The 25,865-nt window shown below is 33.2% G+C and carries 23 protein-coding genes; 6 read left to right on the plus strand and 17 right to left on the minus strand.

All coding sequences use genetic code 11. The features are described 5' to 3' along the window. Nucleotides 1-289: phosphoenolpyruvate carboxylase (locus HRU49_RS06435; RefSeq protein WP_296355339.1), on the plus strand; the 289-nt coding region annotated here is incomplete at its 5' end. Here the strand turns inward: HRU49_RS06435 and HRU49_RS06440 are convergent. From HRU49_RS06440 to metG, 5 genes are all read right to left on the minus strand, one after another. Then, nucleotides 286-1,188: a histone deacetylase gene (locus HRU49_RS06440; RefSeq protein WP_296355341.1), complete on the minus strand. Its 903-nt coding sequence runs from the start codon at nt 1,186-1,188 to the stop codon at nt 286-288. The two genes, HRU49_RS06435 and HRU49_RS06440, sit on opposite strands and share 4 nt — an antisense overlap. A 19-nt stretch (nt 1,189-1,207) precedes the next feature. Further along, on the minus strand, nt 1,208-3,592 hold the full coding sequence (locus tag HRU49_RS06445) for a hypothetical protein (protein ID WP_296355342.1): 2,385 nt from the start codon (nt 3,590-3,592) through the stop codon (nt 1,208-1,210). An 89-nt stretch (nt 3,593-3,681) separates the two neighbouring features. Further along, entirely contained in the window at nt 3,682-6,018 is a 2,337-nt protein-coding gene (locus HRU49_RS06450; RefSeq protein WP_296355344.1) for a hypothetical protein, read from the minus strand. 392 nt (nt 6,019-6,410) lie between these two features. After that, nucleotides 6,411-6,563, minus strand: a complete 153-nt coding sequence (locus HRU49_RS06455; protein WP_296355345.1) for a hypothetical protein — start codon at nt 6,561-6,563, stop codon at nt 6,411-6,413. Beyond that, the gene (gene metG / locus HRU49_RS06460; protein WP_296355346.1) at nt 6,563-8,617 is read right to left on the minus strand and encodes a methionine--tRNA ligase; all 2,055 of its coding nucleotides are present in this window, start codon (nt 8,615-8,617) and stop codon (nt 6,563-6,565) included. Before metG ends, HRU49_RS06455 begins: the two co-directional genes overlap by 1 nt. A 183-nt stretch (nt 8,618-8,800) precedes the next feature. Between metG and HRU49_RS06465 the strand changes: the two genes are divergently transcribed. After that, nucleotides 8,801-9,727, plus strand: coding sequence for an LD-carboxypeptidase (locus tag HRU49_RS06465; protein WP_296355389.1), 927 nt, complete (start codon nt 8,801-8,803; stop codon nt 9,725-9,727). Nucleotides 9,728-9,764: 37 nt separating this feature from the next. Here the strand turns inward: HRU49_RS06465 and HRU49_RS06470 are convergent, their stop codons facing one another. From HRU49_RS06470 to HRU49_RS06485, 4 genes are all read right to left on the minus strand, one after another. Beyond that, the gene (locus HRU49_RS06470) at nt 9,765-10,808 is read right to left on the minus strand and encodes an alpha/beta hydrolase (RefSeq protein WP_296355347.1); all 1,044 of its coding nucleotides are present in this window, start codon (nt 10,806-10,808) and stop codon (nt 9,765-9,767) included. Nucleotides 10,809-11,038: 230 nt separating this feature from the next. After that, nucleotides 11,039-12,724, minus strand: a complete 1,686-nt coding sequence (locus tag HRU49_RS06475) for a serine hydrolase domain-containing protein (RefSeq protein WP_296355349.1) — start codon at nt 12,722-12,724, stop codon at nt 11,039-11,041. 68 nt (nt 12,725-12,792) lie between these two features. After that, nucleotides 12,793-14,916: a serine hydrolase domain-containing protein gene (locus tag HRU49_RS06480; RefSeq protein WP_296355351.1), complete on the minus strand. Its 2,124-nt coding sequence runs from the start codon at nt 14,914-14,916 to the stop codon at nt 12,793-12,795. Between the two features lie 80 nt (nt 14,917-14,996). After that, entirely contained in the window at nt 14,997-16,025 is a 1,029-nt protein-coding gene (locus HRU49_RS06485) for a helix-turn-helix domain-containing protein (RefSeq protein WP_296355353.1), read from the minus strand. Nucleotides 16,026-16,246: 221 nt separating this feature from the next. Here HRU49_RS06485 and HRU49_RS06490 point away from each other — a divergent pair, with 221 nt between their 5' ends. After that, complete coding sequence (locus HRU49_RS06490; RefSeq protein ID WP_296355355.1) at nt 16,247-16,606, plus strand: YraN family protein; 360 nt, start codon at nt 16,247-16,249, stop codon at nt 16,604-16,606. A gap of 52 nt (nt 16,607-16,658) precedes the next feature. Here the strand turns inward: HRU49_RS06490 and nadD are convergent, their stop codons facing one another. Genes nadD through HRU49_RS06505 form a run of 3 tightly spaced genes read right to left on the minus strand, consistent with a single transcriptional unit; the run spans nt 16,659 to nt 18,713 of the window. After that, the gene (gene nadD / locus HRU49_RS06495; protein ID WP_296355357.1) at nt 16,659-17,240 is read right to left on the minus strand and encodes a nicotinate (nicotinamide) nucleotide adenylyltransferase; all 582 of its coding nucleotides are present in this window, start codon (nt 17,238-17,240) and stop codon (nt 16,659-16,661) included. Between the two features lie 6 nt (nt 17,241-17,246). Next, nucleotides 17,247-17,834, minus strand: coding sequence for a guanylate kinase (gene gmk, locus HRU49_RS06500; protein ID WP_296355390.1), 588 nt, complete (start codon nt 17,832-17,834; stop codon nt 17,247-17,249). Between the two features lie 21 nt (nt 17,835-17,855). Further along, nucleotides 17,856-18,713 carry a YicC/YloC family endoribonuclease gene (locus HRU49_RS06505; RefSeq protein ID WP_296355359.1) on the minus strand — a complete coding sequence of 286 codons (858 nt, stop codon included), beginning with the start codon at nt 18,711-18,713 and terminating at the stop codon, nt 17,856-17,858. Nucleotides 18,714-18,786: 73 nt separating this feature from the next. Between HRU49_RS06505 and HRU49_RS06510 the strand changes: the two genes are divergently transcribed. Beyond that, nucleotides 18,787-19,266, plus strand: coding sequence for an acyl-CoA thioesterase (locus HRU49_RS06510; protein ID WP_296355362.1), 480 nt, complete (start codon nt 18,787-18,789; stop codon nt 19,264-19,266). Between the two features lies 1 nt (nt 19,267). On the opposite strand, the gene HRU49_RS06515 is transcribed toward HRU49_RS06510, so the two are convergent. Genes HRU49_RS06515 through HRU49_RS06525 form a run of 3 tightly spaced genes read right to left on the minus strand, consistent with a single transcriptional unit; the run spans nt 19,268 to nt 21,639 of the window. Further along, the gene (locus HRU49_RS06515) at nt 19,268-20,398 is read right to left on the minus strand and encodes a hypothetical protein (protein ID WP_296355364.1); all 1,131 of its coding nucleotides are present in this window, start codon (nt 20,396-20,398) and stop codon (nt 19,268-19,270) included. 1 nt (nt 20,399) lies between these two features. After that, entirely contained in the window at nt 20,400-21,293 is an 894-nt protein-coding gene (locus tag HRU49_RS06520) for a DMT family transporter (RefSeq protein ID WP_296355366.1), read from the minus strand. Further along, nucleotides 21,286-21,639 (minus strand): ArsC/Spx/MgsR family protein, encoded by a 354-nt coding sequence (locus HRU49_RS06525; RefSeq protein ID WP_296355368.1) that lies wholly within the window; start codon nt 21,637-21,639, stop codon nt 21,286-21,288. Before HRU49_RS06525 ends, HRU49_RS06520 begins: the two co-directional genes overlap by 8 nt. A gap of 84 nt (nt 21,640-21,723) precedes the next feature. Between HRU49_RS06525 and HRU49_RS06530 the strand changes: the two genes are divergently transcribed. Then, nucleotides 21,724-22,974: a sodium:proton antiporter gene (locus HRU49_RS06530; RefSeq protein ID WP_296355370.1), complete on the plus strand. Its 1,251-nt coding sequence runs from the start codon at nt 21,724-21,726 to the stop codon at nt 22,972-22,974. Here HRU49_RS06530 and HRU49_RS06535 read toward each other — a convergent pair. Then, nucleotides 22,967-23,695 carry a DUF3298 and DUF4163 domain-containing protein gene (locus HRU49_RS06535; protein WP_296355372.1) on the minus strand — a complete coding sequence of 243 codons (729 nt, stop codon included), beginning with the start codon at nt 23,693-23,695 and terminating at the stop codon, nt 22,967-22,969. The genes HRU49_RS06530 and HRU49_RS06535 overlap by 8 nt on opposite strands. An 84-nt stretch (nt 23,696-23,779) precedes the next feature. Between HRU49_RS06535 and HRU49_RS06540 the strand changes: the two genes are divergently transcribed. Then, nucleotides 23,780-24,922, plus strand: a complete 1,143-nt coding sequence (locus HRU49_RS06540; RefSeq protein WP_296355376.1) for a PLP-dependent aspartate aminotransferase family protein — start codon at nt 23,780-23,782, stop codon at nt 24,920-24,922. Here the strand turns inward: HRU49_RS06540 and HRU49_RS06545 are convergent. Then, nucleotides 24,919-25,722 (minus strand): glutamate dehydrogenase, encoded by an 804-nt coding sequence (locus HRU49_RS06545; RefSeq protein ID WP_296355378.1) that lies wholly within the window; start codon nt 25,720-25,722, stop codon nt 24,919-24,921. The two genes, HRU49_RS06540 and HRU49_RS06545, sit on opposite strands and share 4 nt — an antisense overlap. Between the last annotated feature and the right edge of the window lie 143 nt (nt 25,723-25,865).

Genomic DNA, 25,865 nt, shown 5'->3' on the forward strand with positions numbered 1-25,865 from the left:
TGGCGAGTTTTGGACTTTAATTTATACGGAATACGAGTCTACAAAACGACTGATATTGAAATTAACAGGATACTCAGAACTCATGGACAACGAGCCGGTGGGTAGGGCATCTATTCAAGTGAGAGAATCTATTGTATTACCCTTGTTAACTATTCAGCAATATGCATTGAAACAGTTACAAATGCTAGAAAAAGAGAATCCTAAAAATGAGGCTCAGATTGCTATTTTTGAGAAAATGGTAACCCGCTCGCTATTTGGTAATATTAACGCGAGTAGGAATTCGGCTTAAAAAAAGATGTCCTGAGATAATCTAAAGGTATTGGCATGGGCTTCCACAATGGTTTTAATATCTGGCGAATAGCCACCCCCCATACTACACATTACAGGGATTTGTTGATCTTTACAAGTTTGCAGTACAAAACGGTCACGTTCTTTACAACCTTCTAGAGTCATTCCTAATTTCCCCAATTTATCTGAAGCCACAACGTCAACTCCACATAAGTAGTAAATAAAATCAGGCTCTTGTTCATCAATAAGTCGAGGTAAAGTTCTCTTTAAGATATTAAGATAAGTTTCATCATCTGTATTATTCTCTAAAGCAATATCTAAGTCACTTTGCTCTTTTTTAAATGGATAATTACTTTTACCATGCATAGAAAAGGTGAAAACAGAATTGTCTTTCTGAAAAATTTCAGCTGTGCCATTACCTTGATGTACATCTAAGTCAACAATCAATACTTTAGAAATTTTGCTATGATGTTGCAGGTAGCGCGCACCAATAGCTTGATCGTTTAATAAACAAAAGGCTTCACCACGATTGGTATAAGCGTGATGTGTACCACCAGAAATATTCATGGCTATTCCATTTTGTAAAGCATATTCAGACGCCTTAATAGTACCATCTGCAATAATCACTTCGCGCTCTACAAGAACTTCACTAAGTGGAAACCCAATTTTTCGAGCAGCGCGCTGATCTAAGGTAATATTTAGCAGATCATAGTAATACTCAGGTTCATGGACCGCAAGGATGTATTTATCATTGGGTTTGGTAGGCTCAAAAAAGTTATTGCCACTGCAAGTTCCTTCGTAAAGTAATTGCTGTGGCAATAATTCATATTTCTCCATCGGGAAACGATGACCTTCTGGAAGTGGATGTTTGTAAATAGGGTGAAACGCTATTTTTAGCATTAACTAGACAATTTTTTGTCTAATTTAATGATATCGCTTTTTCTTCAAAAATAAACGAGCCATCATTTGCAATCCCTTCTATAAATAAGGTCACTGGTATCTGAGGCTGCTTTATTTTCACTGTAACATTTCCAATATTATCTACCGATAGTTCGGGTTTCCAATCAATAGTGCCGTAACCTTTAAAGAAATCGTCATCGTAATATCCGTAATTTGGCACATAGAATTTTTTCTTTGCACTAAAGGCTAACGGTAACTTATAGTCTTGAGTTCTTTTTACATTATTACTTGGTCTATTTTTAAAATCTGTGTAGATTTTAATAATACCACCAGAGCTGTTGGATGTTCTACTAATATCGCGTCTGTCAACTTCTACATAATCCACGTAAACAAGAGGTAAATTGTCAACTATATTTCTATCCAAAACGCGCATGTCATCTACAAAAATTAATGGTACACCACCAGAAAACGTCTGTATTGTTGTAGTACCATTAACGGTTCTTTTTGTCATTGCCGCTCTAAACACTAAGAAATCTGCCAATGTTTGAAATTGAATTACATCATCTTCATCTACAACATGGATTCTTCCAGTACGTCCTTTACTAAGTTCTCTTGTTTTTAACTCTTTTCTACCAGCTTTAGTAGTAATTAGAACTTCATCTAATTCTTCTGTCTTGTTCATGTTAACAAAAGATCCAGCAACATTTTTTAAACCTGCAAAGGTGTTATAATCCCATTTAGGTTTTATAAAGTTATCATTAGTTTGAAATGACGGTACTTTATTTGGAAATGACTGTAAATATAGCCTTGCTGGTTCTAGCTCATTTTTTCTATTCAGTTTAGATAAATGCACCTTATCCTCTTCGTTGACAAAAACATTTTCAACAACAAAACTATTATCAGCATCCGAATTATCTACATCAAAAAACTGTGCGTCTTGATCATTAACAGCATGTACCATATAAGTGTCTCTCACTGCTTTTGTTTCAGCATTAATATTTGCTCTTAGTGTAATGCCTTGCTCAAAAGGATATCGCAATACAGATTCGTTAAAAATGGTATTCCAATCATAACTACTCCAACCTTGTGTTACTAACAAGTTATCTAATTCAACTTTCTTTTTTGCAGTAATTTCAGTGAAGTAATATTTAGCGTTTTCAATAACACCATTTACATAGGGTTGCAGGTATGTATAGGATAAAATATTATGATGTCTGCTATATGATTCTGTTTCTTGAGGTAAAACAGAGACACTGATATTATTGGCAACAGAAGGATCAATTTGTTTGAAATTAAGCTTCATGCTAATAGAGTCATTGACTTTAGTAGCAGATAATTTATCTGAACTAATAATATCAATACCATTGTAATTGAAGAATAAACGCTCAATAACAGGTTCGTTCTTATCATTAAATAAGGTTAAAATATTAACTCCTGGTGCTACATTGTTTAATTCAAAAGCTTTCATAATGGTAAGCTCATCATTAAAAACAACGTCGGTAACGTCGATATTATCACCATTATGAATGGTCATTTGATAAGGTTTACCTTTAATGAGATTTAGACTTTCTTCATTAGTCATCAGAGCTACTATGGCCTTATTTCTGTGTTTTACTAAAGACAATGTTACTCCAATAGGCTCTACAGGTGCATTAATTTTAAAACTGTAGTCTTTATTTAAATAGGTAAAACTAACCGTGTAAGAGCTTCCTGTTTCTGCTAATAATGGAAATTTACCAATACCAAGGTCGTTGACTTCAAACTCCGTAATTAAGGTGTTGTTTTGGTCGTGTACCTTTCCTTTTACAGATGGCACACCATACCCTTTATAATCTTTTAAAACAACCCCAACATTGTTAACCACTCCGTTGAGTAAGTGACCACCTTCTGGTAAAAATTGGGCATCAATTGCATTCTTAACAGTTTCTGTTACTATTGACTTTTCTTCTTTAGGGTCAATAATTTTAATAGATTCTACAAAGTAGTTTTGCTCATTAAAGTTTCGCATCCAATTGGTATATGCTTTAATGGTATAGAATCCAGAACCAAATGCCTTATCAACTGCTATGCTATTAGAGGAAATACCATCTTCTACTTTTATCAGTTTTTCTTTGATAACATTTTTGTTTTCATCTTCAATACTTACATAAAGATTTGTAGTAACCTTTGATGGTTTCTTGTCTTTTTTGTCTAAGACATAAGCCGTAAACCCAATGGTTTCACCTTTGATATAAGCTGATTTGTTGAGATGCATGTAAACAACCTCACGAGCGTCTTCTGCATAATTTTGATATTGTTCTACAATATTTTTTGGGTTGTCCTCCTGTGCGAACACAGAACAACAACCCAAAACCGTAAAGAGAAAAAATAACCGTGAAAAGCGGTAATGAATAGAGTTCTTCATAACGTGATGGTTTTAGAGAATAATAATTTATAGCTTGTAAGAATAATTTCAATTATTATGCCAGACTATAATTCTCTTTGCAACACGCCCTAATTCAATTTAATAGACTTCTCTTCAAAAATAAATGCACCATCGTTTGCAATACCTTCAATAAATAACTTAATTGTACCTCTTGGTTTTACAATTTTGAAGCTGGCATAACCATTTTCATCAACTTTTATTTTAGGTTCCCAACCTACAACACCATAGCCTTTATAAAAATCACTGTAATACGATTGATACTTTGGTACGTAGAACTTTTTCTCTGCACTAAAAGATAGCGGCAATGTAAAATCTTGAACGGTGTCTTGGTTATTTGTACTTTTTGAACCCTTAGTGCTCGAATAAATTTTAATGACTCCACTTGCACCTCGAGCACCTTGTCCAATACCTAGTCTATTGATTTCAATGTAACCAACATTAGTTAGAGAATATTGATAGAATATTTGAGGGTCTGCGATGTACATTCCATCAAGGAAAAATGCAGGTTGTGTTGCTGGACTGTTTGGAGTTACTGTTATCCCAGATCGATCACTAACGTAAAATTCACCTCGTTTGTCAATTACAAAAAAGTTTTTGGACTGTAAAAATTCACCCAAGGTATTAAACAGCAACCGTTCTTCTTCATCGATAACGGATACTTTACCAAATTTATGCTCTTCGAGTTTTCGTATTTGTGTGCGTTTGCGCTCTATTTCACTTTGAATAACAACTTCGTCTAAGGCTTGTACTTTATCAAAATTAAATTCTTTAAAAACGTTCGATTTGAGATTTGCTTCAATTTGATAATCATGCTTAGGGTTTAATGCTCTTGAGTCTACAGTTAAAGCAGGAACGGCGCTTGGGAAACTTTGGAAATATAATGATGCTGGTAAAAGACCATTCACCTTAGTCATTCTAGACATATAAATTTTATCCGATCCAATCGGGAAAAGATTATCAATAAGAAAGCTGTTTTCGCCCTGTGAAAGGTCAAAAATTCTTGGTTCTTCATTAGCTACTGCATGTAATAAAAATGAGTTGTTATCATTTTCACTGAGCTTACTTGTTAAGTTAGCTTTTAATCTTATGCCTTGTTCAAAGGTGTGTGTTTGATTCGGTGCATTTTGGAAAATGGCATTCCAATTATAACTGCTCCAACCTTGTGTTAACAATAAATTATCGAGCTCATATTCCTTTTTAGCGTCAACATCTGTAAAATAGTATTTTGCGCTTTCAATAGTACCTCTTAAATACGGCTGCAAATACGTGTAAGATACTATATTGTTGTGTCGATTATACGATTTCGTGTCCTCAGGCAATACTGAGATACTTAATGAATTAATATACTCCGTATCGATACCTTTAAATCCGAGATCTATGGTTACAGTATCTCTTTTTTTAGAGGCTGAAATAGTGCTAGATTTATACATCTCGATACCATTATAATTAAAAAATAAGCGCTCAGCAATTGGTTTATCTTCATTATTAAATAGAGTTAAGATGTTAACACCTGTTGCTGTATTTTCTAAATCAATAGCTTTAGTCACAACCGTATTATCAGTGAAATAAATATCCATGATATCGTAATTGTCCCCATTGTGAGCCATGAGTGTATATCTGTCATTTTTAATGCTTTCTAAGGTTTCATTATTAGTGATTAAAGAAATGAATACCTTTGACTTTAAGCGTTTCAAGGTCATAATAATACCTCGACGTTCTATGGTTTGATTTAAATCAAATAAGAAGTTTTTATTAGCATTACTTATTTTAACCTTGTACGTATTGGTTGAGTTAGGAAGAAACTGAAACTTACCAATACCAAATTCGTTAGTTGCAAAGGTAGAGAGGACCTGATTGTCATTTCCTAAGATTTCCCCTTTAGCATTTGGAATACCAAATCCATAATGATCTTTAATTACAACACCAATGTTATTTATGACACCATTTAGCAAATGACCACTTTCAGGTAAAAATTGAGCATCCAGATCATTATTTACTAACTCATTTTCGGTATACTCATCTATTTCAGGATTAATAATCCTAATAGATTCTACATAGTGATTTTGCTCATTAAAATTCAACATCCAGTTCGTGTAGGCGTTAACTTTATAAAAGCCTGAAGTAAATAGTGAATCAATTTCAAAATAAATTGAGGCAACACCATCATCTACACGAATTAGTTTTTTCTTTACAATATTGTTCTTTTCATCTTCAATACTAACGTATAAGTTTGTTGTAAGTTGAGAAGGTTTTTTGTCTTTTTTATCCATCACATAGGCCGTAAAACCAATAGATTCTCCTTTAATATAAGTTGATTTATTAAGGTGCACATAAACTACTTCGCGCGCTGCCTCAGTATAGTCCTCATAGGCATCTAATATATCTGAGTCTTCTTGAGCGCTCATAGATAAACTCGATACTAAAAAAAGAATAAAAAAAAGTTTGTGAAATTTTCTTGTGGTTTTAATAATCATAATAGCTGGTTTTAAATAAAAATACAAAAAACGATCTAAAATTAAAGCATTTTAACGTGAGTTTAGTAAAGTGTTAAGTTGCTTTATAAGTGAATCTTACGATTTATGTTGTGAGGTTTTTATTGCATTTTACAATTTTTTATCATAAAACGTATATTATATTTCTATCACAACCGTAAGTGCTGTATTTATTTTGTCTTATTCACTTTAAGCAATTCTAAGATTGCCAAAAAATAAACTAAGATGAACTATAAAAAAATTGATTTTGTTTTAATAGTATCAATGTCCAATGATATAATAGTTTTAATATAACTATGAACCAACTAATCATTCAGTTGATGTAATAGAATTACTTTTGCTTTATCATGGCATGGGGCAAATACTTCTATTTCAGCCATATTCCTTTTTGACTTTATGAGTCGATCTTCTTGAGTTTGTAAATCTTTAACTTGCCTTAATATTGCTTTATCAGGCATTAACTAATCTTTAAGCCGTTAGATACACCATCGATATCTGGATTAACAAATACCAAATTACCAGATTCATCTTCAGTCATTAAAATCATACCTTGACTCTCAACTCCGCGTAAAGCTCTAGGGGCTAAATTAACGAGTACGGTTACACGCTTACCAACAACTTCTTCAGGTTTAAAACTTTCTGCAATCCCAGAAACTATAGTACGCGTATCAATTCCCGTATCAACTTTAAGTACGAGAAGCTTTTTAGTTTTAGGCATTTTTTCCGCTTCTAATATTGTACCTACTCTAATGTCTAATTTGGTAAAATCATCAAAAGTAATCTCTTCTTTTTGAGGCTCTACCGATTTGTTGGCTGCCTCGTTTGCTTTTTTACTAGCCTCAAGTTTGTCTAACTGTTTCTGGATTTCTGAATCTTCAATTTTAGAGAATAGCAACTCTGGTTTTCCTTTTTGTATCTCATGATTTGAGACTAATAAAATAGCCTTAATAGCGATATCATCCCATTGATTTTCAGAATAATTCAAAATACCTTTTAGCTTATTTGATGTAAATGGTAAAAACGGCTCACTTAATACTGCTAGGGCAGAAGCGATTTGCAAGGCAACAAACATTACGGTTTTAGTACGGTCCTCATCAGTTTTAATAGTTTTCCAAGGCTCTTCATCTGCTAAGTATTTATTACCAAGACGTGCTAAGTTCATTAACTCTTGACTTGCTTCTCTAAAACGATAGCGCTCAATTGAGCTTGAAATCACTGCTGGATACGCTCTCAATGCAGCTAAAGTTTCTTCATCAATGTCTTTGTATTCTGATGGTGTTGGTACCACACCGTCATAATATTTATTTGTTAAGACTATAACACGATTCACAAAATTTCCAAAGATGGCAACAAGTTCATTGTTGTTTCTGGCTTGGAAATCCTTCCAAGTAAAATCGTTATCCTTAGTCTCAGGTGCATTAGCAGTTAAGGCATAACGTAAGACATCTTGTTGTTGCGGAAAATCTATTAAATATTCTGGTAACCAAACTGCCCAGTTTTTAGATGTTGAAAGTTTATTGCCTTCAAGATTTAAAAACTCGTTAGCAGGCACATTTTCTGGCAAAATATAAGAGCCTTCTGCTTTTAGCATTGAAGGGAAAATGATACAGTGAAAAACAATATTATCCTTACCAATAAAATGAACAAGTTTTGTGTCTTTATTCTTCCAGTAATCTTCCCAATTTTTTCCTTCGCGCGCTGCCCATTCTTTAGTTGAGGAGATATAACCTATAGGAGCATCAAACCAAACGTAGAGTACTTTACCTTCACCACCTTCTACAGGTACTGGAATTCCCCAGTCTAAGTCGCGTGTCACGGCTCTTGGTCTTAGTCCATCATCAATCCATGATTTCACCTGGCCATAAACATTAGGCTTCCAATCTTTTTTATGACCTTTTAAAATCCAGTCGTTTAGAAATGCTTCATGTTTGTTTAAAGGTAAAAACCAGTGCTTAGTTTCTCTTAGTGTTGGAGTATTACCAGTAATTGCAGATTTAGGATTTATTAAATCTGTGGCATTATGACTGGTGCCACAGTTTTCACATTGATCTCCATAAGCTTCTTCATAACCACACTTTGGACATGTGCCAATGACAAATCTATCCGCCAAAAATTGATTAGCTTCAGCATCATATAGCTGCTCAGAAACTTCTTCTACGAATTCATTTTTATCATATAAGGTTTTGAAAAATTCTGAAGCTGTCTCGTGATGAATTTTTGCAGATGTTCTTGAATAGTTGTCGAAAGAAATTCCAAAATCTTCAAAGGACGATTTAATTATAGCGTGATATTTATCTACGATATCTTGAGGGGTAACTCCTTCTTTTTTTGCTTTAATTGTAATTGGCACACCATGCTCATCACTACCACAAATAAACGCAACATCATTACCAGTTAATCTTAAATATCTTGAATAGATATCTGCAGGAACATATACTCCAGCTAAATGTCCAATATGAATTGGACCATTAGTGTAAGGTAATGCTGCTGTTATGGTGTATCGTTTTGACATGAGTTCAATTTATTTTAAGTCTACAAAAGTACGTAATAGAAAACAGTTCTAAAAAAAATGTACATTTACAAAAAGCACATTTATATGGTTTTGAGAAGTCTTGTTATAATTACTTTCCTTACAATTAATATTGGTCAAAGTATTCAGATTTATGCTCAAAATAAAACAGATAATTCTAAGAAAATGACTTCTGAAATAATTCAACCGCCATATCTAAAAAAAGGCGATACGGTAGCCATTGTTGCTCCATCTGGAATTTTAAAAAATAGAGAGCGTGAAGTGCAACAGGCTAAAGACCTTTTAAAAAATTGGGGATTAAATGTTGTTGTTGGAGACCATGTTTTTAGTAAGGCTAATCATTTTGCAGGTACTGATGATGAACGTTGTGAAGACTTACAGAAAGTAATGGATGATCCTAAGATTAGTGCCATTTGGTGCGCACGAGGTGGCTATGGTACGGTTAGAATCTTAGACAAATTGGATTACACGAAATTTAAGGAACATCCTAAATGGATTATAGGGTATTCTGATATCACAGCATTGCATAATCAATTGCATAATAATGGTTTTCAATCGCTTCATGCTTTAATGTGCGTGAGCTTAACCAAAGATTTAAGCGAGATTAAAGAAACCGTAGACACCTTTAAATCTACCCTATTTGGCAAGCCTGTAAGTTATATTTTAGAAGGCTCAAGCGATAATAAAATAGGTAAAGCCACAGGTCCGTTAGTCGGTGGGAATTTAACGATGCTGCATACCATGTTAGGTTCTGATGAAAGCCTTGATACTTCAGGAAAAATTCTATTTATAGAAGAGATAGGTGAGTATAAATACCATATAGATCGTATGCTTCAAAGTATGAAACGTGCCGGTTATTTTGAAAATCTTGGTGGATTAATTGTCGGTGATATGACAAAGCTTAGAAAAAATACAACACTTTGGGGTAGTTCTATAGAACAACTTATTTTAGATGCTTTGGCCGATTATGATTTCCCTATTGCGTTTAATATGCCTGCTGGGCATGAGAAGGATAATAGAGCTTTGGTTTTAGGAAAGACGGTTACTTTAGATGTATCTAAAGATAGTAGTTCTGTTATTTGTGAAAATTAATTTTCGGAAAATAATTTCAGTGTTAATTACACTTGTACTATTCCAAATCCTGTAACCACTTTTTTATAAACTCTAAGTAGCCCTTAGGTCGTTCATAGCTTATGTTAGTGTCTTCAAATTCATAAAAGCCACCTGTGTGACATTTGAATAAATTATGATTTGTTTCAGGATAGGTCTTTATAGTTAAATTGGTATTTGGTTTAATGTCATTTTCGTAAAGTGCTTTTGTTTTGTGCCAGTCGACGTGTTTATCCTTTTCACCAAAAATGGCTAATACTGGACAATCTACTTTAGATAAAATACGATCAAAATCTTTGACATAAACCTGTAATCCTGTGACTGAATCTATGGTTTCTTTCATCAATTTTTCTTGATAAGCATAATAACCTTCTGCGGTAGTTTTTCTGTGGTTGTTAAAGCGATAGAAAAACTTATTTTTTCGTAGGTTTTGGGTAGCTTCTAAATAAGTTTCATAAGTTGCGCCGCTATGCGATAATCTTACACTTTCTTTTAATTCTTTTGAAAGCAGTGCAATACTATCCTTTGGTATACCAGCAATTTCTAAATTATTTTTGAATAAATAATCAAAGTTTTCTTTGTCATCTACACCACTTACAGAAATCCAAAACTTAATATTTTTATACTTATTAATTACAATAGGATTAATCCATCCTGCGCGACTAATTCCCCAAAGCCCAATCCTTTCTGAACCTGAAATAGTAGTTTCTTTTAATGTGTTTATAGCTGTAATAACTTCATCTGAGCTATTGTAAACCGACTGATTATAATTAAAGCTACCACCACTTTTACCACAACCCATTTTGTCCCACATAAAGGTTGTATAGCCTGCGTTATTAATAGTATTTCTTATATCTGCGTGCCAATTGTCGGCCACAGCATTAGTTTTCCCAGAGCCGTGAATAATAAGCACTAAACCTTTTGGGATTTGATTTTTTGGATAGTTAATTATACCGTTTAAAGTTACACCTTCAAATTGAAAATTAAACTCTTCTGAAGTTGCTCTTTTTTCTGATGTGCAACTAAAAATTATCAAGGTTAATATGAGAATAATTGGTTTCATTTTAATCTAAAATTTTACAGGCTTATGTCGTATTTTCTAAGGTTACATGCTTAATAATGACCTGCTCTTCTTTGACTGAGTTTGGGTATTGACCTGTGTTGCGCATAAAAACTAACTCTGCAATAAAAAATCCTCTATTTTGGATCGACTCTACCATTGCTAATGTGGCTCGTAAAATAGCCTGTTGATATTTGAGGTGGCATTTGGATCTTTAGAGTTAATTTTATCATTTAGTTGGCTTTATTAAATGAAAATAATGTTTCTTTTTTGGAATTTATTTGCCGAAAACCTATCACATTTTTTTTCTTATCCATATTAAATTCAATCTTAGACAGTAAGCCTTCTTCTGAAAAGAAAAATGTATCAGAAACAGAAAACAACGAATACTTTCCAGATTTGATGTTCTTATACGTTAAAGCATTATCTTCTGTCTTCAACTCGTATACCGCATCTAACTCTGTGCAGTAATATACGCCTTCATATTTTTTAAATTCGTCTTTATTAAAATAGAACGTTTCTGCTACTCTTGGAGCATTTATATCGTTATATTCTAGTGCGTTAACCACACCATCTTTATCGAATTTAAAGGTAATGGTTCTGTTGCCATAAGCTCGAACTCTAAAGGTGGTTTTGTTAACAGGAATCATTTCAAAGGTATTTTCGGAAGTGGCTCTGGTGAAAAGTTGATTGCCTTTTCTGGTGATGTCTAAATACCAAGCTTCACCGAGCTTAAATTTACCAATAAACTGATCTAAATGTGCTACGGAAGTATCAATAGCCTCTGAAGTTGATTCAGACGCATTAGTATCATTATCTTCTTGCTTATTATCTTCTGAATTTTCCGGTTTAAACGGCAATACAACATTTAAGTACAAACTCATGATTGATCCTGTATGCACCCGATAATTATTGGCAAAAAATACACCGATTTTTTGTTCTGGAATAATAGTCATTTCAGACGTAAATGATGCCCAACTTCCACTATGACCAATTGTTTTTACATCATTATGTGAACTTATTTCAATGCCATATGCATAGTTATTTTCTATACCATTATTCAACTTTTTGGTACTAAACATTTTATTAATAATCGCTTGTTTATCTTCTGGCGGAAAGAGTAAGAAATTCATCCATTTTGCCATATCTGTCGCATTAGAAATGAGTGAGCTAGAGCCTAACGCGCTGGTATTGTATGCCTCACGTATACACTCATTTCCTTTAAGCATATAAGCAGAGGCCATACCGACAATAACTTTATGAGTGTCTTCATTGAAAAATGTATGTGTCATTTCTAAGGGTTGAAAGATATGCTCTTGGGTCCAGCTCGCAAAGGACTGCCCTGTAATGTTTTCAATGATTTTAGTGAGTAGCACATAGCCAGAGTTGGAGTATTGATAACGTTCACCGGATATAAAGTTTAGGCTTTTTTGTGCGTAGATTAATCTTAATAATTGATCAGTGGTAATTCTATCTTCATTAGACCAGCCCATTTGATAAATTAAGGAGGTCCAGTTTTTAATACCACTTGTGTGATGTACTAAATGCCCAACCGTTATGGGATGGTCGTAAACCGGAAAGTTTGGTAAGTATTTTTGTATGTGATCTTGTGTAGATAATTTACCCTCAACCTCTAAGGTAGCAATGGCGTAGCCAGTAAACACTTTGGCTATAGATGCCAAATCGTACTTGGTGTCGATGGTGTTTTTTATATTTAATTCTATGCTCGATAGGCCGTTTGCAGCTGTATAAAATGTTTGATTATTTTTTGTGATGATGACCGATGTACCTGGTGTTACGTCTACTACTCTGTCTACATATGTTGTCACAGAGTCAAGGTGTTTTAAAAGTGTTTCGTTCTGAGTTTGTGTAAAACCAATAAGGCAGTAGAGTAAACCAATTAATTTTAGTATTTTCATTTTTTATATCATTTTGAGTAAGGATTAAGCTGAAATTATAAACTGTGAAAAAGCTATAAGTAGATGTTTTATTGTTTATTGATGGCTTCTAAAACTTGATTAGACAATTCTTCCCCATTCTTATCAATAGTTACAAACCAAACATTATTTGTACACGTTCTACTTAAAACATCTTTAGAATCGCAAAGTTGCGTGGTGCCCTTGATGATGTATCCGTCATCAACTTTTTCGGCAGTATAGGCATAATCATTATCAGACTTTCCGTAGGTATTTTGCCAAATTTTATTGCCTTTTTTATTTACTTTAATCACATAAAAATCATAATTGCCCACGCCATAAGAACTGGTTGACCCAACAATTAAATACCCATCTTCAGTATCTATAATTGAACTGGCCTTATCCCAACTTTTTCCACCCAAACGCTTAAACCATTCTTCATTACCTTCGCCATCGTTTTTGGTTAATAAGATATCTGAGGTATCCCCATTTTTTGAGCCAATAGTACTCACTTGGATATAGCCGTTTTCAGTTTTAATTTTTGGTTGAAATTTTAGGTTAGTTTTCTTTTTAAAGCTCATATTAGTGGCTCTTCCAAGAGAGACAATCAATTTAACTGGTCTGTCAAAAGCATCTCTTTCTACCTTGAATATAAAGTTGCCAGATTGCATTTCTTCTTTATTTAAAATCTCAACATCTCTTTCATTTGACTTGGTTGAGAATTTTGCTTTCAAAATATTGTCTTCAGATAGTCTTAAAGTAAGATTGATATCCAATTCTAAATTGTGATATGTTCCAACTAAGGCCTCTAAATCTTGAGCTGTCGCTAATGGTGTGTTTATTTTTTTAAATTCGGTTGTTGAACCATCTGTGTCAAATAATACCATTTCATCGTCGTAAAATATAATTTTTTGTCTGTCGTCATAATTAGGATGATACAGATAGTTTTTTTCTTCAATGAGTTCAATTTTTAAATTCCCTCTTTTAAAATAGGTTTTATTGTATTCATCTTCAATTCTAATCAATTGACCTTTTGATGATCTATATTGTGCGTAAACCTGAGGATTTTTATTTTTTATAGTTTCAAAATAGCGATCTGCATAAGTGCTTTCTTTTTCTTTAGTTGGTTTTAAAAGCACTTTCGAAATTTGGTCAGCCATATCATCAGTACCAATTTTCCCATTATTAGTCATCACAAAAATGCTAAGGTTTTCATCTGTAAAACGAACGGTTTGCGATTTATACCCATAAGTACCACCATCGTGATGAACGGCTTTATGAGGGCCATAATACCAATTGAATAATCTTAAACCAAAACCATAGGTTTTAATCTCACTATTGTCAATAGCCAACTGACTTTTAATAAGTAATTCGTTGTTTTGTTTTTTAGCATTTTGAAGTGCTTGTTCATAGATTAATTGATCTTTTAATGTGGTAAATAAAAATCCCTCACCAGCGGTTTTAGTTACTTTAATGTCTTCATACCACTCTCCGCCTCCCCAATCTGAATATGCCTCTGCTTTATTAGGGATAACTGTCATATAGCCTCTTGGAAATTCTGTATTTTTCATTCCTAAGGATTCAAAAAATGTTTTGGCGTATACTTTAAACTTTTTGTCAGTAACTTTTTCAATAATTTGAGCTAAAACAGTATAACCAGAATTACTATACTGATATTGAGATCCAGGTTTAAATGCTAAATCCTCTTGTTTTTCTAACAATTCAATAATGTCATTGTTGTCTAAGCCAACACGCGTCCACCACGCTTTGTCTTGTAAATCCATTAATCCAATATATTCTCTAATACCACTAGTGTGATTGATGAGATGTCTAATCTTGATGTCTTCTTTTACCTTTGGATATAGCGTTGGCAAATATGTTCTAATATCATCCTCTAAAGACACTTTGTCCTCTAAAGACAACTTAAGAATCATTAATGCTGTAAACTGCTTAGCTGTAGATGCGATATTTGATCGCGTGTTTTTATCCATTTTTAACTTATGAGACAGGTTTGCCATACCATAATATTTCTCATAAATAATTTGCCCGTTTTTAACTGCACCAACCATCATTCCGGGGTCATTTTTATCTATTGAAGCCTCAATAATTGAATCAATTTTTTTTGTGAAGTTATTTTGCGATGTTAAGGCTAGTGCAAATACGCAGCTGATAAGTGTTAGTGGTAGCTTAACCATACGTTTTGATTTGTAATTATGATACAAAATTGTATTAATAAATCTTATCGTTCGCCTCAAATCTCGATTTGAGACCTGTTTTAAGATGACTTTTCAATAAAATCTTTTGGGGACAGTGTTGTACTTTTCTTGAATGCGCGATTAAACGTTGCTTTGCTATTAAAGCCTGATTCTAATGCTATTCCTAGTAAAGTAATGGTGTTGTGCTCACCATTTTTAAGTCGTTCTTTAACAGATTCAATTCTGTAATGATTGATAAAATCATTGAAGTTCATATTAAAACCTGAATTTACAATACGTGAAACAGTTTTTTGGGTTGTACCTAAAGCATCTGCAACTTCCGAGAGTGTTAACCTAGGATTTTCAAATAACTTATCTTTAGTCATTAATTGAGACAATTGATTTTTCCAAGGTTCAATATCTAAATCTGTTTCACTAGACTTAATATCTTTAATTGTTGGTTCTAGTGAATCTTCAAATACATTAACTGTTTTAAGTTGCTCCTCTTGGAGTGTAGTTTGCTTAATACTATTGCTATAGCCATTTATAGCCATATAATAAAACACGAAGGAGAAGGCAATATAGTGCCAAAACTGACTGCCAAAATTGCCCCATTCTGGATTGATAATAAAAAATAAGGCACGTAAAATTAAAATGGCTAAAAAGGCAATCATAAAATTTCGAATCCAACTAAAGAGAATCGTATCAGCATAACTAACCTTATCAAAAAGTAGTTTTTTATAACCCGAGTAATGCCTAAGGCTTAATACTAAATAAAAAGCCATGGATAATAAACCTGTGCTTTGATACCAATTGGCTAAATCTTTGTCCCGTCTAATAGCATAAAAGTAGTATTCATCTAAAATCAGTTTATCAGTTACAAATACCACTAAACTATAAAAGAGGTATAATAAAGCCGGAATAAAATGAAAGTAGTCGTTTCGAGACAGTTTGAAAGAATTATTTAAAAGGCTCTTAGTGTAAAAGTAAACTACTGGACCAATTAATAAAACTTGCATAAAAGGGACAAAAAATAAGATATCTGCTGTGTATTCATAGTTGTCCGAATACCAACCGGCATAACCCAACATGTATGGGACAAGGTACATAGCATAAAGAAATAACAATAGACTTAACCAACTACTTGGCTTGTGATTATTAATAATGCCTTTTCGTAAAGAAAGAAACGAAAAAACTAAACCATGAAAAAAGAAAACTAAGAGTAGTCCACTTTTTTCATTAAAACTAAATGGAAAGCTTAATATAAAGTTGATAGAGAGTTGTATTATAATGTAATCTAAATGTAAGACTATTTTTTTATTTTAGAGTTATGGCGCAACATAACGATCTTGGGAAAAAAGGTGAAACTCTAGCTGTAGAGTTTTTAGAGCAAAACAACTATCAAATTCTTGAACGCAATTATAGATATGATAAAGCAGAAGTAGATATCATTGCTCAAACTTCTAATGTTCTAGCCATTATAGAGGTAAAAACCAGATCTTCGACTACATTTGGTAATCCGGAGGAATTTGTTAAGCCAAAACAGATAAAGAACTTAGTAAAAGCTGTAGATGCCTATGTTACTGAAAATGACTTAGAGGTGGAAGTTAGATTTGATATTATAGCTATCGTACATGAAAATGGGCAATTTTCAGTAGAACATTTAAAAGAGGCCTTCTATCATTTTTAATGAAGATTAAGTATCTCATTAAATTAATTCCTGAATTTAATTAAATGCCTTTTTAGGATTTATAAAAGTTCATTTCATCAATGTATTGCCATACATTTTCAGGCAACATTGGACGAATATTTTTACCGGCCGCAATTTCCTTTCTAATAAATGTAGAGGATAATTCCATGATTGGAGCCGAAACATTTAATATTTTAGGATGATTATTAAATTGGGTTTCAATCTTTCCTTGCGATAGTCTCGGATAAACATAGATGGAATGATGTTTTAGAATGAGTTCATGATTTTTCCATTTATGAAAACTCTTTAAATTGTCTTCACCCATTATTAATGAAAATTCATAATCTGGAAATTTTTCATGTAAATAGGTTAATGTATCAATAGTGTAGTTTGGTTGCTTTAGTCCAAATTCTATATTACTTGGTCTGAGTTTGTCATAATCCTTAGTGGCGCGATAGACCATCTCTAAGCGCTGATGATTATCCAATAAGGTACTTTTCTTTTTAAAAGGGCTTTGTGGAGTAACAACAAACCAAACTTGATCAAGGTCGCTATGTTCTGCTAAATGATTAGCAATAGTGAGATGACCAACGTGGATTGGATTGAATGTTCCGAAATAAAGACCAATGTTCATAGAACCTTATTTATTCAAAAAGTCAGAAACCAATTGATAGGCATTTTTTAGAGCGTCATCTAAATCGGAATTAACCACGATAACGTCAAATAATGGAGCAGTTGCTAATTCCGCAGGAGCCTTTGCAACGCGCATATTAATTTTATCTTCACTTTCCTCTCCGCGATCTTTTAATCGTCTAACAAGCTCATTAAGATCTGGTGGTTTTACGAAAACTGCGAGTGTTTCTTCAGGAAACTTACGCTTAATTCGTAACCCTCCTGATACATCAATATCAAAAATAACATGTTTTCCTTTAGCCCAAATACGCTCAACTTCTGTTTTTAGAGTTCCGTAAAAATTGTCACGATAAACTTCTTCCCATTCGAGAAATTCATCGCTTTTAATCTTGTTTTTAAAATCCTCTAGAGACAGGTAATAATAATCTTTACCATGAAGCTCATTGCTTCTGGCTGCTCTTGAGGTTGCAGAAATTGAAAATTCTAAATTAAGCTCTTTTTGTTTTAATAAATGCCTAACTATAGTGGTTTTACCAGAACCTGATGGTGCTGAAAAAACGACAAGTTTCCCCTGCTTTTTTTTGTTGTCTGCGATCACTAACTAAATTTAGATGGTTTAAAGTACATTCAATAATTGCTCTTTAATCTTCTCAAGTTCATCTTTCATTTGAACAACAAGCTTCTGCATTGGTGCATAATTAGATTTTGAGCCAATGGTGTTTATTTCTCTACCAATTTCTTGGGAAATAAAACCTAGTTTCTTACCATTTGAATCATCAGAATTCAAGGCTTTTAAGAAATAGTCTAAGTGATTATCTAAACGCACTTTTTCTTCTGTGATATCGAATTTTTCTATGTAATAAACCAGTTCTTGTTCAAATCTATTTTCATCGACTTTTTCCTTAATATCTGAAATGCCCCTCTCTAATCTCGATCTTACACCATCAATTCGTTCAGGGTCCATTGTAATGACCGCGTCTAGTAGATTTTTTAAGTTTAAAATTCTTTCAGAAAAGTCTTGTTTTAGAATACCACCTTCATCTCCTCGGTAGGCAACAATCTTTGAAATGGCATCATTAATACCATTAGCAATTAAATTCCATTCTTCTTCATTTATTTCATCACGCTCAGTGGTAACTGCGTCTGGCAATCTAATAGCCATTTTTAATAGTTCTGTTGTATCGCCATCCACAACCTCCTTTAGTTGCTTAATGTATTCATTAACCACTGTTTTGTTGATTTTAGAACTCGTGTCTTCACCGGTAATTTCAACAAAAAGCGAAAAGTCGATTTTCCCTCTAACTAAATGTTTAGCAATAAGTTTTCTGATATCAAGCTCTTTTGCTCTGTACATGGAAGGCATGCGTGCATTGACATCTAAATTTTTACTATTTAGGGATTTAAGTTCTATAGATATTTTTTTGTTTGGGAGCTGTAGTACAGATTTCCCATAGCCAGTCATAGATTGTATCATTAAGATGACGCGATTAAAGTTTCGCAAAGGTACAAAATTGGTATAACTTTGCCCTTGAGATATTAATTTTACTATGTACAAGAAACAGTTTGAAATTCGATGGAGCGATGTAGATGCAAATCGGCATTTGGCCAATTCAGCCTATACTAATTTTATGAGTCATACACGAATGGCTTTCTTTGCTGAATACGGATTCTCTTTGCCTGAAATTAAAAAACACAATTTGGGACCAGTAGTTTTTTATGAACATATGTATTACTTTAAAGAGTCGTTTCTTGGCGAACCTATTACTGTAGGATTAGAAGTTTCTGGTTTAAGCAATGACGGTATGTTTTTTATGTTTGAGCATAATTTTTACAATAGTATAGGTGATAATCTTGCTTATTGTGAAATGCAAGGCGCTTGGATAGATTTAAAATCTAGAAAATTAACAAGCTTATCTACTGAACTTTTAGATCTAGTGAATAAGTTCCCGAAATCAGAAAATTTTCGAATCATTACTAAAGAAGACACGCGGAGGCATGGCATTAGACCAAAGCCACTTATTTTATAGTTTACTTAAAAGGCTGGTGTTGTTTAAAAGATTTAATCTTTACGTTTTTTATAAAGGGCTTTAAAATTTGATTTGGTAAATAGTACTTGTGCTTACAATAGCAAGTTAAGGTTCTTGGTTGGGCACCTAGAGTACTTTTTATGTCCGATGCGGTTCTTCCTAAGTTAATCTGACTTGATTTTGTTGAAATACCGAGTCGCACATAATCGTTTAGAATCCTGGGATAAATTGCAAATTCTTTATTATTGGAATAGTCAATACCTATAAAATGTGCATCTAGGTTTGTATGATTTTTCATGGCCGAAAGGAATCCAACAAGCTTGTTGTTGAAGAAGTAGCCTTTTACATAGAATACGTCATTATAAGTATCTTTTAGATTCACATAAGTATCTAGATTTAGAATCTGTGCATTAAAATCAGCATTGTCAATTGTATTTTGGTAAAGAGATTGTAGCTCATCTCGATAAAAACTGATATCAGCTTTAGTAAAGAATTTGGCATGCAAAACTTTACTTTTAGCATCGGCTCTATTTACTTTTACCCGGTATTTAGATTTAAGCGCATTGGTGTAAATTTCAAAAGAATTCCATTCAGATTTTAGGTGAATGATCATATTTGGTTCAACATGCATCGAAGCGTAGTCAAAGGCCTTAAGATGGTCAGTAATATAAAGTGAATTGTCTTCGAAGTCTTTTATAAATATGCTTTGTAGAGGCTTACATCGATAGAGCTTTTCAACAGCTTGTCCTATGGCTTTAAAGGTTGAAACTTTTGGTTCACCCTTTTTTAAAAATGTACCATATTCTCCACTCAGGAAAACATTTCCACAAAACAAAACTCTAATTCGATTCTTACAGAACATATTATTTACTATCCCTCTTAATTTTTGAGACATTTTGATGTTTTGTGTAATCGTTTCAACACCTATTGTTACTATTTGAGTATTTGCAAAAGCTACGGCTTTATCATTCTTTAGAATAAAAATATAGTTAAACTCAATATCATCATTTGCTAATTCAAATGCCCTTAAGAACTCGGGCGTGTAATAGATATTATTTGAGCAATTAAGGTCTTGCCAAACTTCATTTGGAACCTCATCAATCCTTTGAAATACCTTAGACTTTAAAGTCAATTTACGTCGTCTTTTTTGGTTTTAAAGAGACAATATAGACCCCAATAAAGATTAGAAGCATGGTCAGAACTTTTACAGAATCTATAGCATCAATTCCCTTTGCAACAGCAAATAATCCTGCTATTACCGGTTGTAAATAAATGAAAACACCAACAGTTGAAGCCTTTAATTTACTTAAAGCATAAGGATTTAATATGTAAGTCGCAAATGTGGCACCTACGATAACAAATCCTACTGCAAAATAAGCGTCAGGTGTAAATGTTCCTAATTGTATGTCTGTTAGTTGGTTATATCCAAAGGGTAATACCATAAAGAAACCAAACAAGAATAACCATTTAATAAAAGTAAAGGGGTGGTATTTTGCAGTCAGTTGCTTAACAAGGATAATATATATGCTATAAGAGATTGCATTAATAAATATAAATGTATTGCCTAAAACAACATTATCGGCAGTCCGTGTTGATTTACCATAAACCGTAAGAATCAACGCTCCGCAAAGCGCTAATACAATTCCAACGATTTTTAGAACCGTTACTTTTTCTTTTAGGATAAAAGCAGATAGTATAAGAATTATTACTGGTGTTATAGTAACTATTGCTGAGGCATGAATTGGAGAGGTAAGTTCTAAACCTCTCAAGAATAGAAGCATATTTATGGCTACTCCAAATATACCAGCTACAAAAAATTTCAGATAGTCTTTAGGATTAATTTTTTCTTTTGGTAAGAATAATCCAAATAACCAAAGTAGGATAGTAGCTCCACCGACTCTCAAGACAACGAGCGCAAAGGGTTTAACAAAATTTTCGTTCATGATTACCTTTGCATAGGTATAATTTAGCCCATATAGAACTTGAACCATGAATAATGCAAAAATGGCAAATGCTCTGCTATTCATGGATGGCTTTTTTAGCGGCTTCTATGTTTTTTTTTGAATTTCCAATGAATATTTGATCATTATAAAGAATTACAGGACGTTTTAAAAATGTATACTGCTCTAAAATGTAGCTTTTGAAATCGTCTTCTTCAAGAGCTTTGTTTTTTAGGTCAAGTTCCTTGTATAATCTAGCACGTTTACTAAATAAACTTTCGTAACTCGATGACAATTGATACATCTCCTCAATTTGTTCTTGGGTTATGGTTTCAGTTTTTATATCCTGAAAAATAAAATCATTTAGAGGGTTTAGGTCGTTTATAATTCTTTTGCAGGTATCACAGGTACTTAAAAAGTAAATTTTTTTCATCCGAATGAACTTATTATTTTACGCAAGTTGCAAATTAACCGTATTTGAATTGAAAATTAATTAAATTAATGAAAATATAATTTTATGGAATATTATTCTATTGCTACTGTTTTAATTGTACTTTCCGCAATTTTTGGATATATTAATATTAGATTTTTAAAGTTACCAATTACAATTGGTTTAATGCTTATAACAATTGTTTTTACAATTATTTTAATCGCTATAGCCCAATTTGATGACACATTATTACTGAGAGAGAGGGCTTTTATTAAGAGTATAGATTTTGAAACAGTTCTCCTTGATATTATGCTGAGTTTCTTGCTTTTTGCAGGAGCTTTACATACTAATTTTACTCAGCTAAAAGTTCAAAGAGGGCCTATATTGGCATTCTCTACTTTAGGGGTTATTTTATCCACTTTATTGGTTGGTCTTATTATGTTTTATGTTCTAGGTGCAATTGGATTAGAGGTAACTCTTATAAATTGTTTGTTGTTTGGAGCTTTAATATCGCCTACTGACCCAATAGCTGTTTTAGGAATTTTAAAGAAAGCAGGAGCTCCTAAAAAGCTAGAGACTAAAATTGTAGGAGAATCGTTATTTAATGATGGCGTTGGGGTTGTTGTATTCTTAACAATTTTTGCGATTGCAGATAAACCTAATGCTTCAATTGTGTTTTCGGATATTGCCAAACTCTTTGGTCAAGAAGTTATTGGTGGGGTAGTTTTAGGTTTATTTTTAGGCTGGATTACCTACCGCTTAATGAAATCTATTGATAACTATGAAGTTGAAGTAATTTTAACGATTTCTGCAGTGATGGGAGGTACAATGTTAGCTCACAATTTTCATTTATCAGCTCCCTTAGCTATGGTTACCGCAGGATTAATTGTAGGAAACGATACCGTTCGTTATGCAGCAATGTCTAAAACTACAGAAGCTTACGTAGATAAATTTTGGGAATTGCTTGATGTTCTTCTCAACACCATCTTATTTATTATGATTGGAATGGAAATGCTGGTTTTAACACTAGAGGAGTCATATATTTATGCAGGTTTATTAGCTGTCCCAATACTTCTATTATGTCGATATCTGTCTCTATGGTTACCTATAAAGTTTTTTGCAAAACGATTAGATTTTGTACCTAAGACCAACTTAATAATGACTTGGGGAGGATTACGAGGTGGAATATCTATAGCCTTAGCGTTGAGTCTCAGCCAAGAAATGCATAGAGAGTTATTCTTGGTAATAACATACGTAGTTGTAATAATTTCTATTTTAGGACAAGGATTAACTGTGGGTCCATTTATTAAAAAATTAGCGAGAACTCGTTCTAGTTAATTTTCAGGAAAGCTTTAGCCTCTTCAAAAGGAATAATAAATTCTGTATAGCCTTGAGCGTAAGAAGCAACTTCATAAGTGTTGTATAGTAGAATTAAGCCGTCTTCACTAAAACCTATGTTTTGAGGTAACTGAAAAGATTTTCCAAAGAAATAGTCTTCAATAGTAGATTCACTATCAGATTGAGATAGCGAACTTTTAAAGTGTCTTTCTGCGATTGAATTAAACTCCTCATTCATATTAATAATGTCCTTATTATTGAGAACCTCCCCAGTTTTAGCATTTAAGTTTAAGATAACAATTTTATCATTTCCATGGGCTCCTCCTTGAAATTCGTAGGTGCTAATGGTAATAGTAATTATTGCTTCTGATTGATAAATTTTTTCAGTTTCAATAAAAAGTTCCCATCTAGGTTCCGTACTGTCAGGGAAATCAGTTTTAAAGTTCACATATTCTTTATTAAAATCTGCTAAAACAGAATTCAAATTAGTCTTTTTTGTTGCTTCACTTAGGGTTGAAATAATTGCCTCTTCTATTTGAAAGTTTATAGTTTTACTCAATTCACTATTACCTATTGCCTTTTCAATAGATATTGAAATGTCTGCTTCTGATGGCGTTTTAATGACGGATGTTTCAAATAAAACAGGTCTAATTTCAGAATCACAAGAGATTAAGAATATTAAGGGAACTATTAATATGTAGATGCGTTTAAATAGATTCATTTTTTATTAATTAGGGTTTAAAGGTATGGCATAGAAGTTAATACAACGAATTATCAATTAACTTTGTTGTAAAAAGAGAATCTCATGAAATTTAATACCAAGGCCATTCATGGTGGCCAAAAACCAGATAAGGCTTTTAGCTCAGTGATGCCGCCTATTTATCAGACATCAACTTATGCGCAAGCACAACCTGGAAAGCATAAAGGTTATGCGTATTCTAGAACCCATAACCCGACAAGGCATGCATTGGAGAGTGCTTTTGCAAGCTTAGAAAACGGTAAATTTGGATTGGCTTTTGGGTCAGGATTAGCAGCTATTGATGCCGTTCTAAAATTACTTAAACCTTATGATGAGGTTATTTCTACCAGCGACTTATATGGTGGCACCTACCGATTATTTACGAATATTTACAAGGATTTTGGAATAAAGTTTCATTTCGTAAATATGGAAGAAGCAATGAGTATTGAAAACTACGTGACTTCCAAAACAAAATTGATTTGGATTGAAACACCAACAAATCCAATGATGAACATTATTGACATTGAGGTTATAGCAGACATCGCTAAAAAACACAGTATTTTGTTTGCAATAGATAATACCTTCGCTACGCCCTATTTGCAGACACCACTAGATTTAGGTGCTGATATTGTAATGCATTCGGCTACAAAATACCTTGGTGGTCATAGCGATGTTATTATGGGTGCTCTGGTAGTAAATGATGAAGAGCTCGCAAAACAACTGTATTTTATACAAAATGCGAGTGGTGCAATTTGTGGACCGCAAGACGCTTTTTTGGTATTAAGAGGTATAAAAACACTTGCAGTAAGGATGCAAAGACACTGTGAAAATGGTGCTGCCATTGCGAAGTATTTAGCATCTCATTCTAATGTTAAAGATGTGTATTGGCCAGGTTTCGATAACCATCCAAACCATACCGTAGCAAAGTCTCAGATGAAAGATTATGGTGGTATGGTATCGTTTACATTAATTAGTGAGACCTATGAGACTGCCATTAAGGTTTTAGAGAACTTGAGAGTTTTTACTTTGGCAGAATCGTTAGGTGGAGTAGAGTCCTTAGTGGGTCATCCGGCCAGTATGACTCATGGTAGTATTCCTAAAAAAGATCGTGAAAGCTTAGGAATAGTCGATTCCCTTATAAGATTGAGTGTAGGTATTGAAGATAAGGAAGACTTAATCGAAGATTTGGAACAGGCATTAGATTTTTAATCTAAATAGTAGATATATCCAAAGTTGAGCCATAAATTCCAATCATTAGCTTTGTTGGAATCGAGTTTATGATTTAGACCATCTACAAAATCATCGAAGTAGTATTGCCATCTAAGTTCAACAAATAAGTCAGATAATATACTGAGCTTGTACCTAGTTCCTACACTTGTAACAACAGACCAAGTAGACCCTGATTCTGCACTTATAAAAGGATCGCCTCCCGATACATCATCCCAATAACTGTAGAAATTGTCATTATTAAGTATGCTGTTATCGCCGTAACTTGTGGTTACTGAAGGGTTAAATGAAACAAAGTGCACTCCTGCTGCAATAAATGGTGCAAAAGAATAGACACCTGCAGAGAAGGCTCTTACACTTCGTGGAAAATATTCTAACTGCATACCAATATCAAAATTCTCAGCTTCACCTGAATGACGTCTTAATCTATCAGCGTTTTCACTAGTAAGCGCATCGTCCACCCATTTACCGAAATGGTTGAGAGTTGTTTTATTCCAAGATATTTCACTTCTTAATTTAAAATGATCATTAAAATATGTGTTAGTAGAGTAACAGTTACAATCTGCACGATAGGCAAAATTAATATAGTGGACTATACCTAGAGCTACGCCAGTATTACCTGCGTTTGTTTCAAAATCACTTCTTACACCAAAATCTGACTGAAATGCCACCGCCCCAACAAATGCGCCGATTTCGTGCGAAAAGCCTAATTGGGCCTTTGTTGTTTGTAAGGACAAGAATAATACAAACAAAAAGATTATTTTTTTTAAGTATGAGACCATTTATGATATAAGATTAATATGTCATCGAACAAATATATAAAAACTCGATGAAATACCAAATAAAACGGATAAAACGCACATTTCTTGTTGTCGTGAAGAATTTTACTGCATTTATGATTTTTCAAAAATTATTGAGAATATAA

The sequence above is a fragment of the Winogradskyella sp. genome (assembly GCF_013213975.1).
Taxonomy (GTDB): domain Bacteria; phylum Bacteroidota; class Bacteroidia; order Flavobacteriales; family Flavobacteriaceae; genus Winogradskyella.

Bases quoted from the DNA above. Each gene is read 5' to 3' on its own strand.
- HRU49_RS06440 (WP_296355341.1), bottom strand. From the start codon at position 1,188: ATGCTAAAAATAGCGTTTCACCCTATTTACAAACATCCACTTCCAGAA.
- HRU49_RS06445 (WP_296355342.1), bottom strand. From the start codon at position 3,592: ATGAAGAACTCTATTCATTACCGCTTTTCACGGTTATTTTTTCTCTTT.
- HRU49_RS06450 (WP_296355344.1), bottom strand. From the start codon at position 6,018: ATGAGCGCTCAAGAAGACTCAGATATATTAGATGCCTATGAGGACTAT.
- HRU49_RS06455 (WP_296355345.1), bottom strand. From the start codon at position 6,563: ATGCCTGATAAAGCAATATTAAGGCAAGTTAAAGATTTACAAACTCAA.
- metG (WP_296355346.1), bottom strand. From the start codon at position 8,617: ATGTCAAAACGATACACCATAACAGCAGCATTACCTTACACTAATGGT.
- HRU49_RS06465 (WP_296355389.1), top strand. From the start codon at position 8,801: ATGACTTCTGAAATAATTCAACCGCCATATCTAAAAAAAGGCGATACG.
- HRU49_RS06470 (WP_296355347.1), bottom strand. From the start codon at position 10,808: ATGAAACCAATTATTCTCATATTAACCTTGATAATTTTTAGTTGCACA.
- HRU49_RS06475 (WP_296355349.1), bottom strand. From the start codon at position 12,724: ATGAAAATACTAAAATTAATTGGTTTACTCTACTGCCTTATTGGTTTT.
- HRU49_RS06480 (WP_296355351.1), bottom strand. From the start codon at position 14,916: ATGGTTAAGCTACCACTAACACTTATCAGCTGCGTATTTGCACTAGCC.
- HRU49_RS06485 (WP_296355353.1), bottom strand. From the start codon at position 16,025: ATGTACCTTGTCCCATACATGTTGGGTTATGCCGGTTGGTATTCGGAC.
- HRU49_RS06490 (WP_296355355.1), top strand. From the start codon at position 16,247: ATGGCGCAACATAACGATCTTGGGAAAAAAGGTGAAACTCTAGCTGTA.
- nadD (WP_296355357.1), bottom strand. From the start codon at position 17,240: ATGAACATTGGTCTTTATTTCGGAACATTCAATCCAATCCACGTTGGT.
- HRU49_RS06505 (WP_296355359.1), bottom strand. From the start codon at position 18,713: ATGATACAATCTATGACTGGCTATGGGAAATCTGTACTACAGCTCCCA.
- HRU49_RS06510 (WP_296355362.1), top strand. From the start codon at position 18,787: ATGTACAAGAAACAGTTTGAAATTCGATGGAGCGATGTAGATGCAAAT.
- HRU49_RS06520 (WP_296355366.1), bottom strand. From the start codon at position 21,293: ATGAATAGCAGAGCATTTGCCATTTTTGCATTATTCATGGTTCAAGTT.
- HRU49_RS06525 (WP_296355368.1), bottom strand. From the start codon at position 21,639: ATGAAAAAAATTTACTTTTTAAGTACCTGTGATACCTGCAAAAGAATT.
- HRU49_RS06530 (WP_296355370.1), top strand. From the start codon at position 21,724: ATGGAATATTATTCTATTGCTACTGTTTTAATTGTACTTTCCGCAATT.
- HRU49_RS06535 (WP_296355372.1), bottom strand. From the start codon at position 23,695: ATGAATCTATTTAAACGCATCTACATATTAATAGTTCCCTTAATATTC.
- HRU49_RS06540 (WP_296355376.1), top strand. From the start codon at position 23,780: ATGAAATTTAATACCAAGGCCATTCATGGTGGCCAAAAACCAGATAAG.
- HRU49_RS06545 (WP_296355378.1), bottom strand. From the start codon at position 25,722: ATGGTCTCATACTTAAAAAAAATAATCTTTTTGTTTGTATTATTCTTG.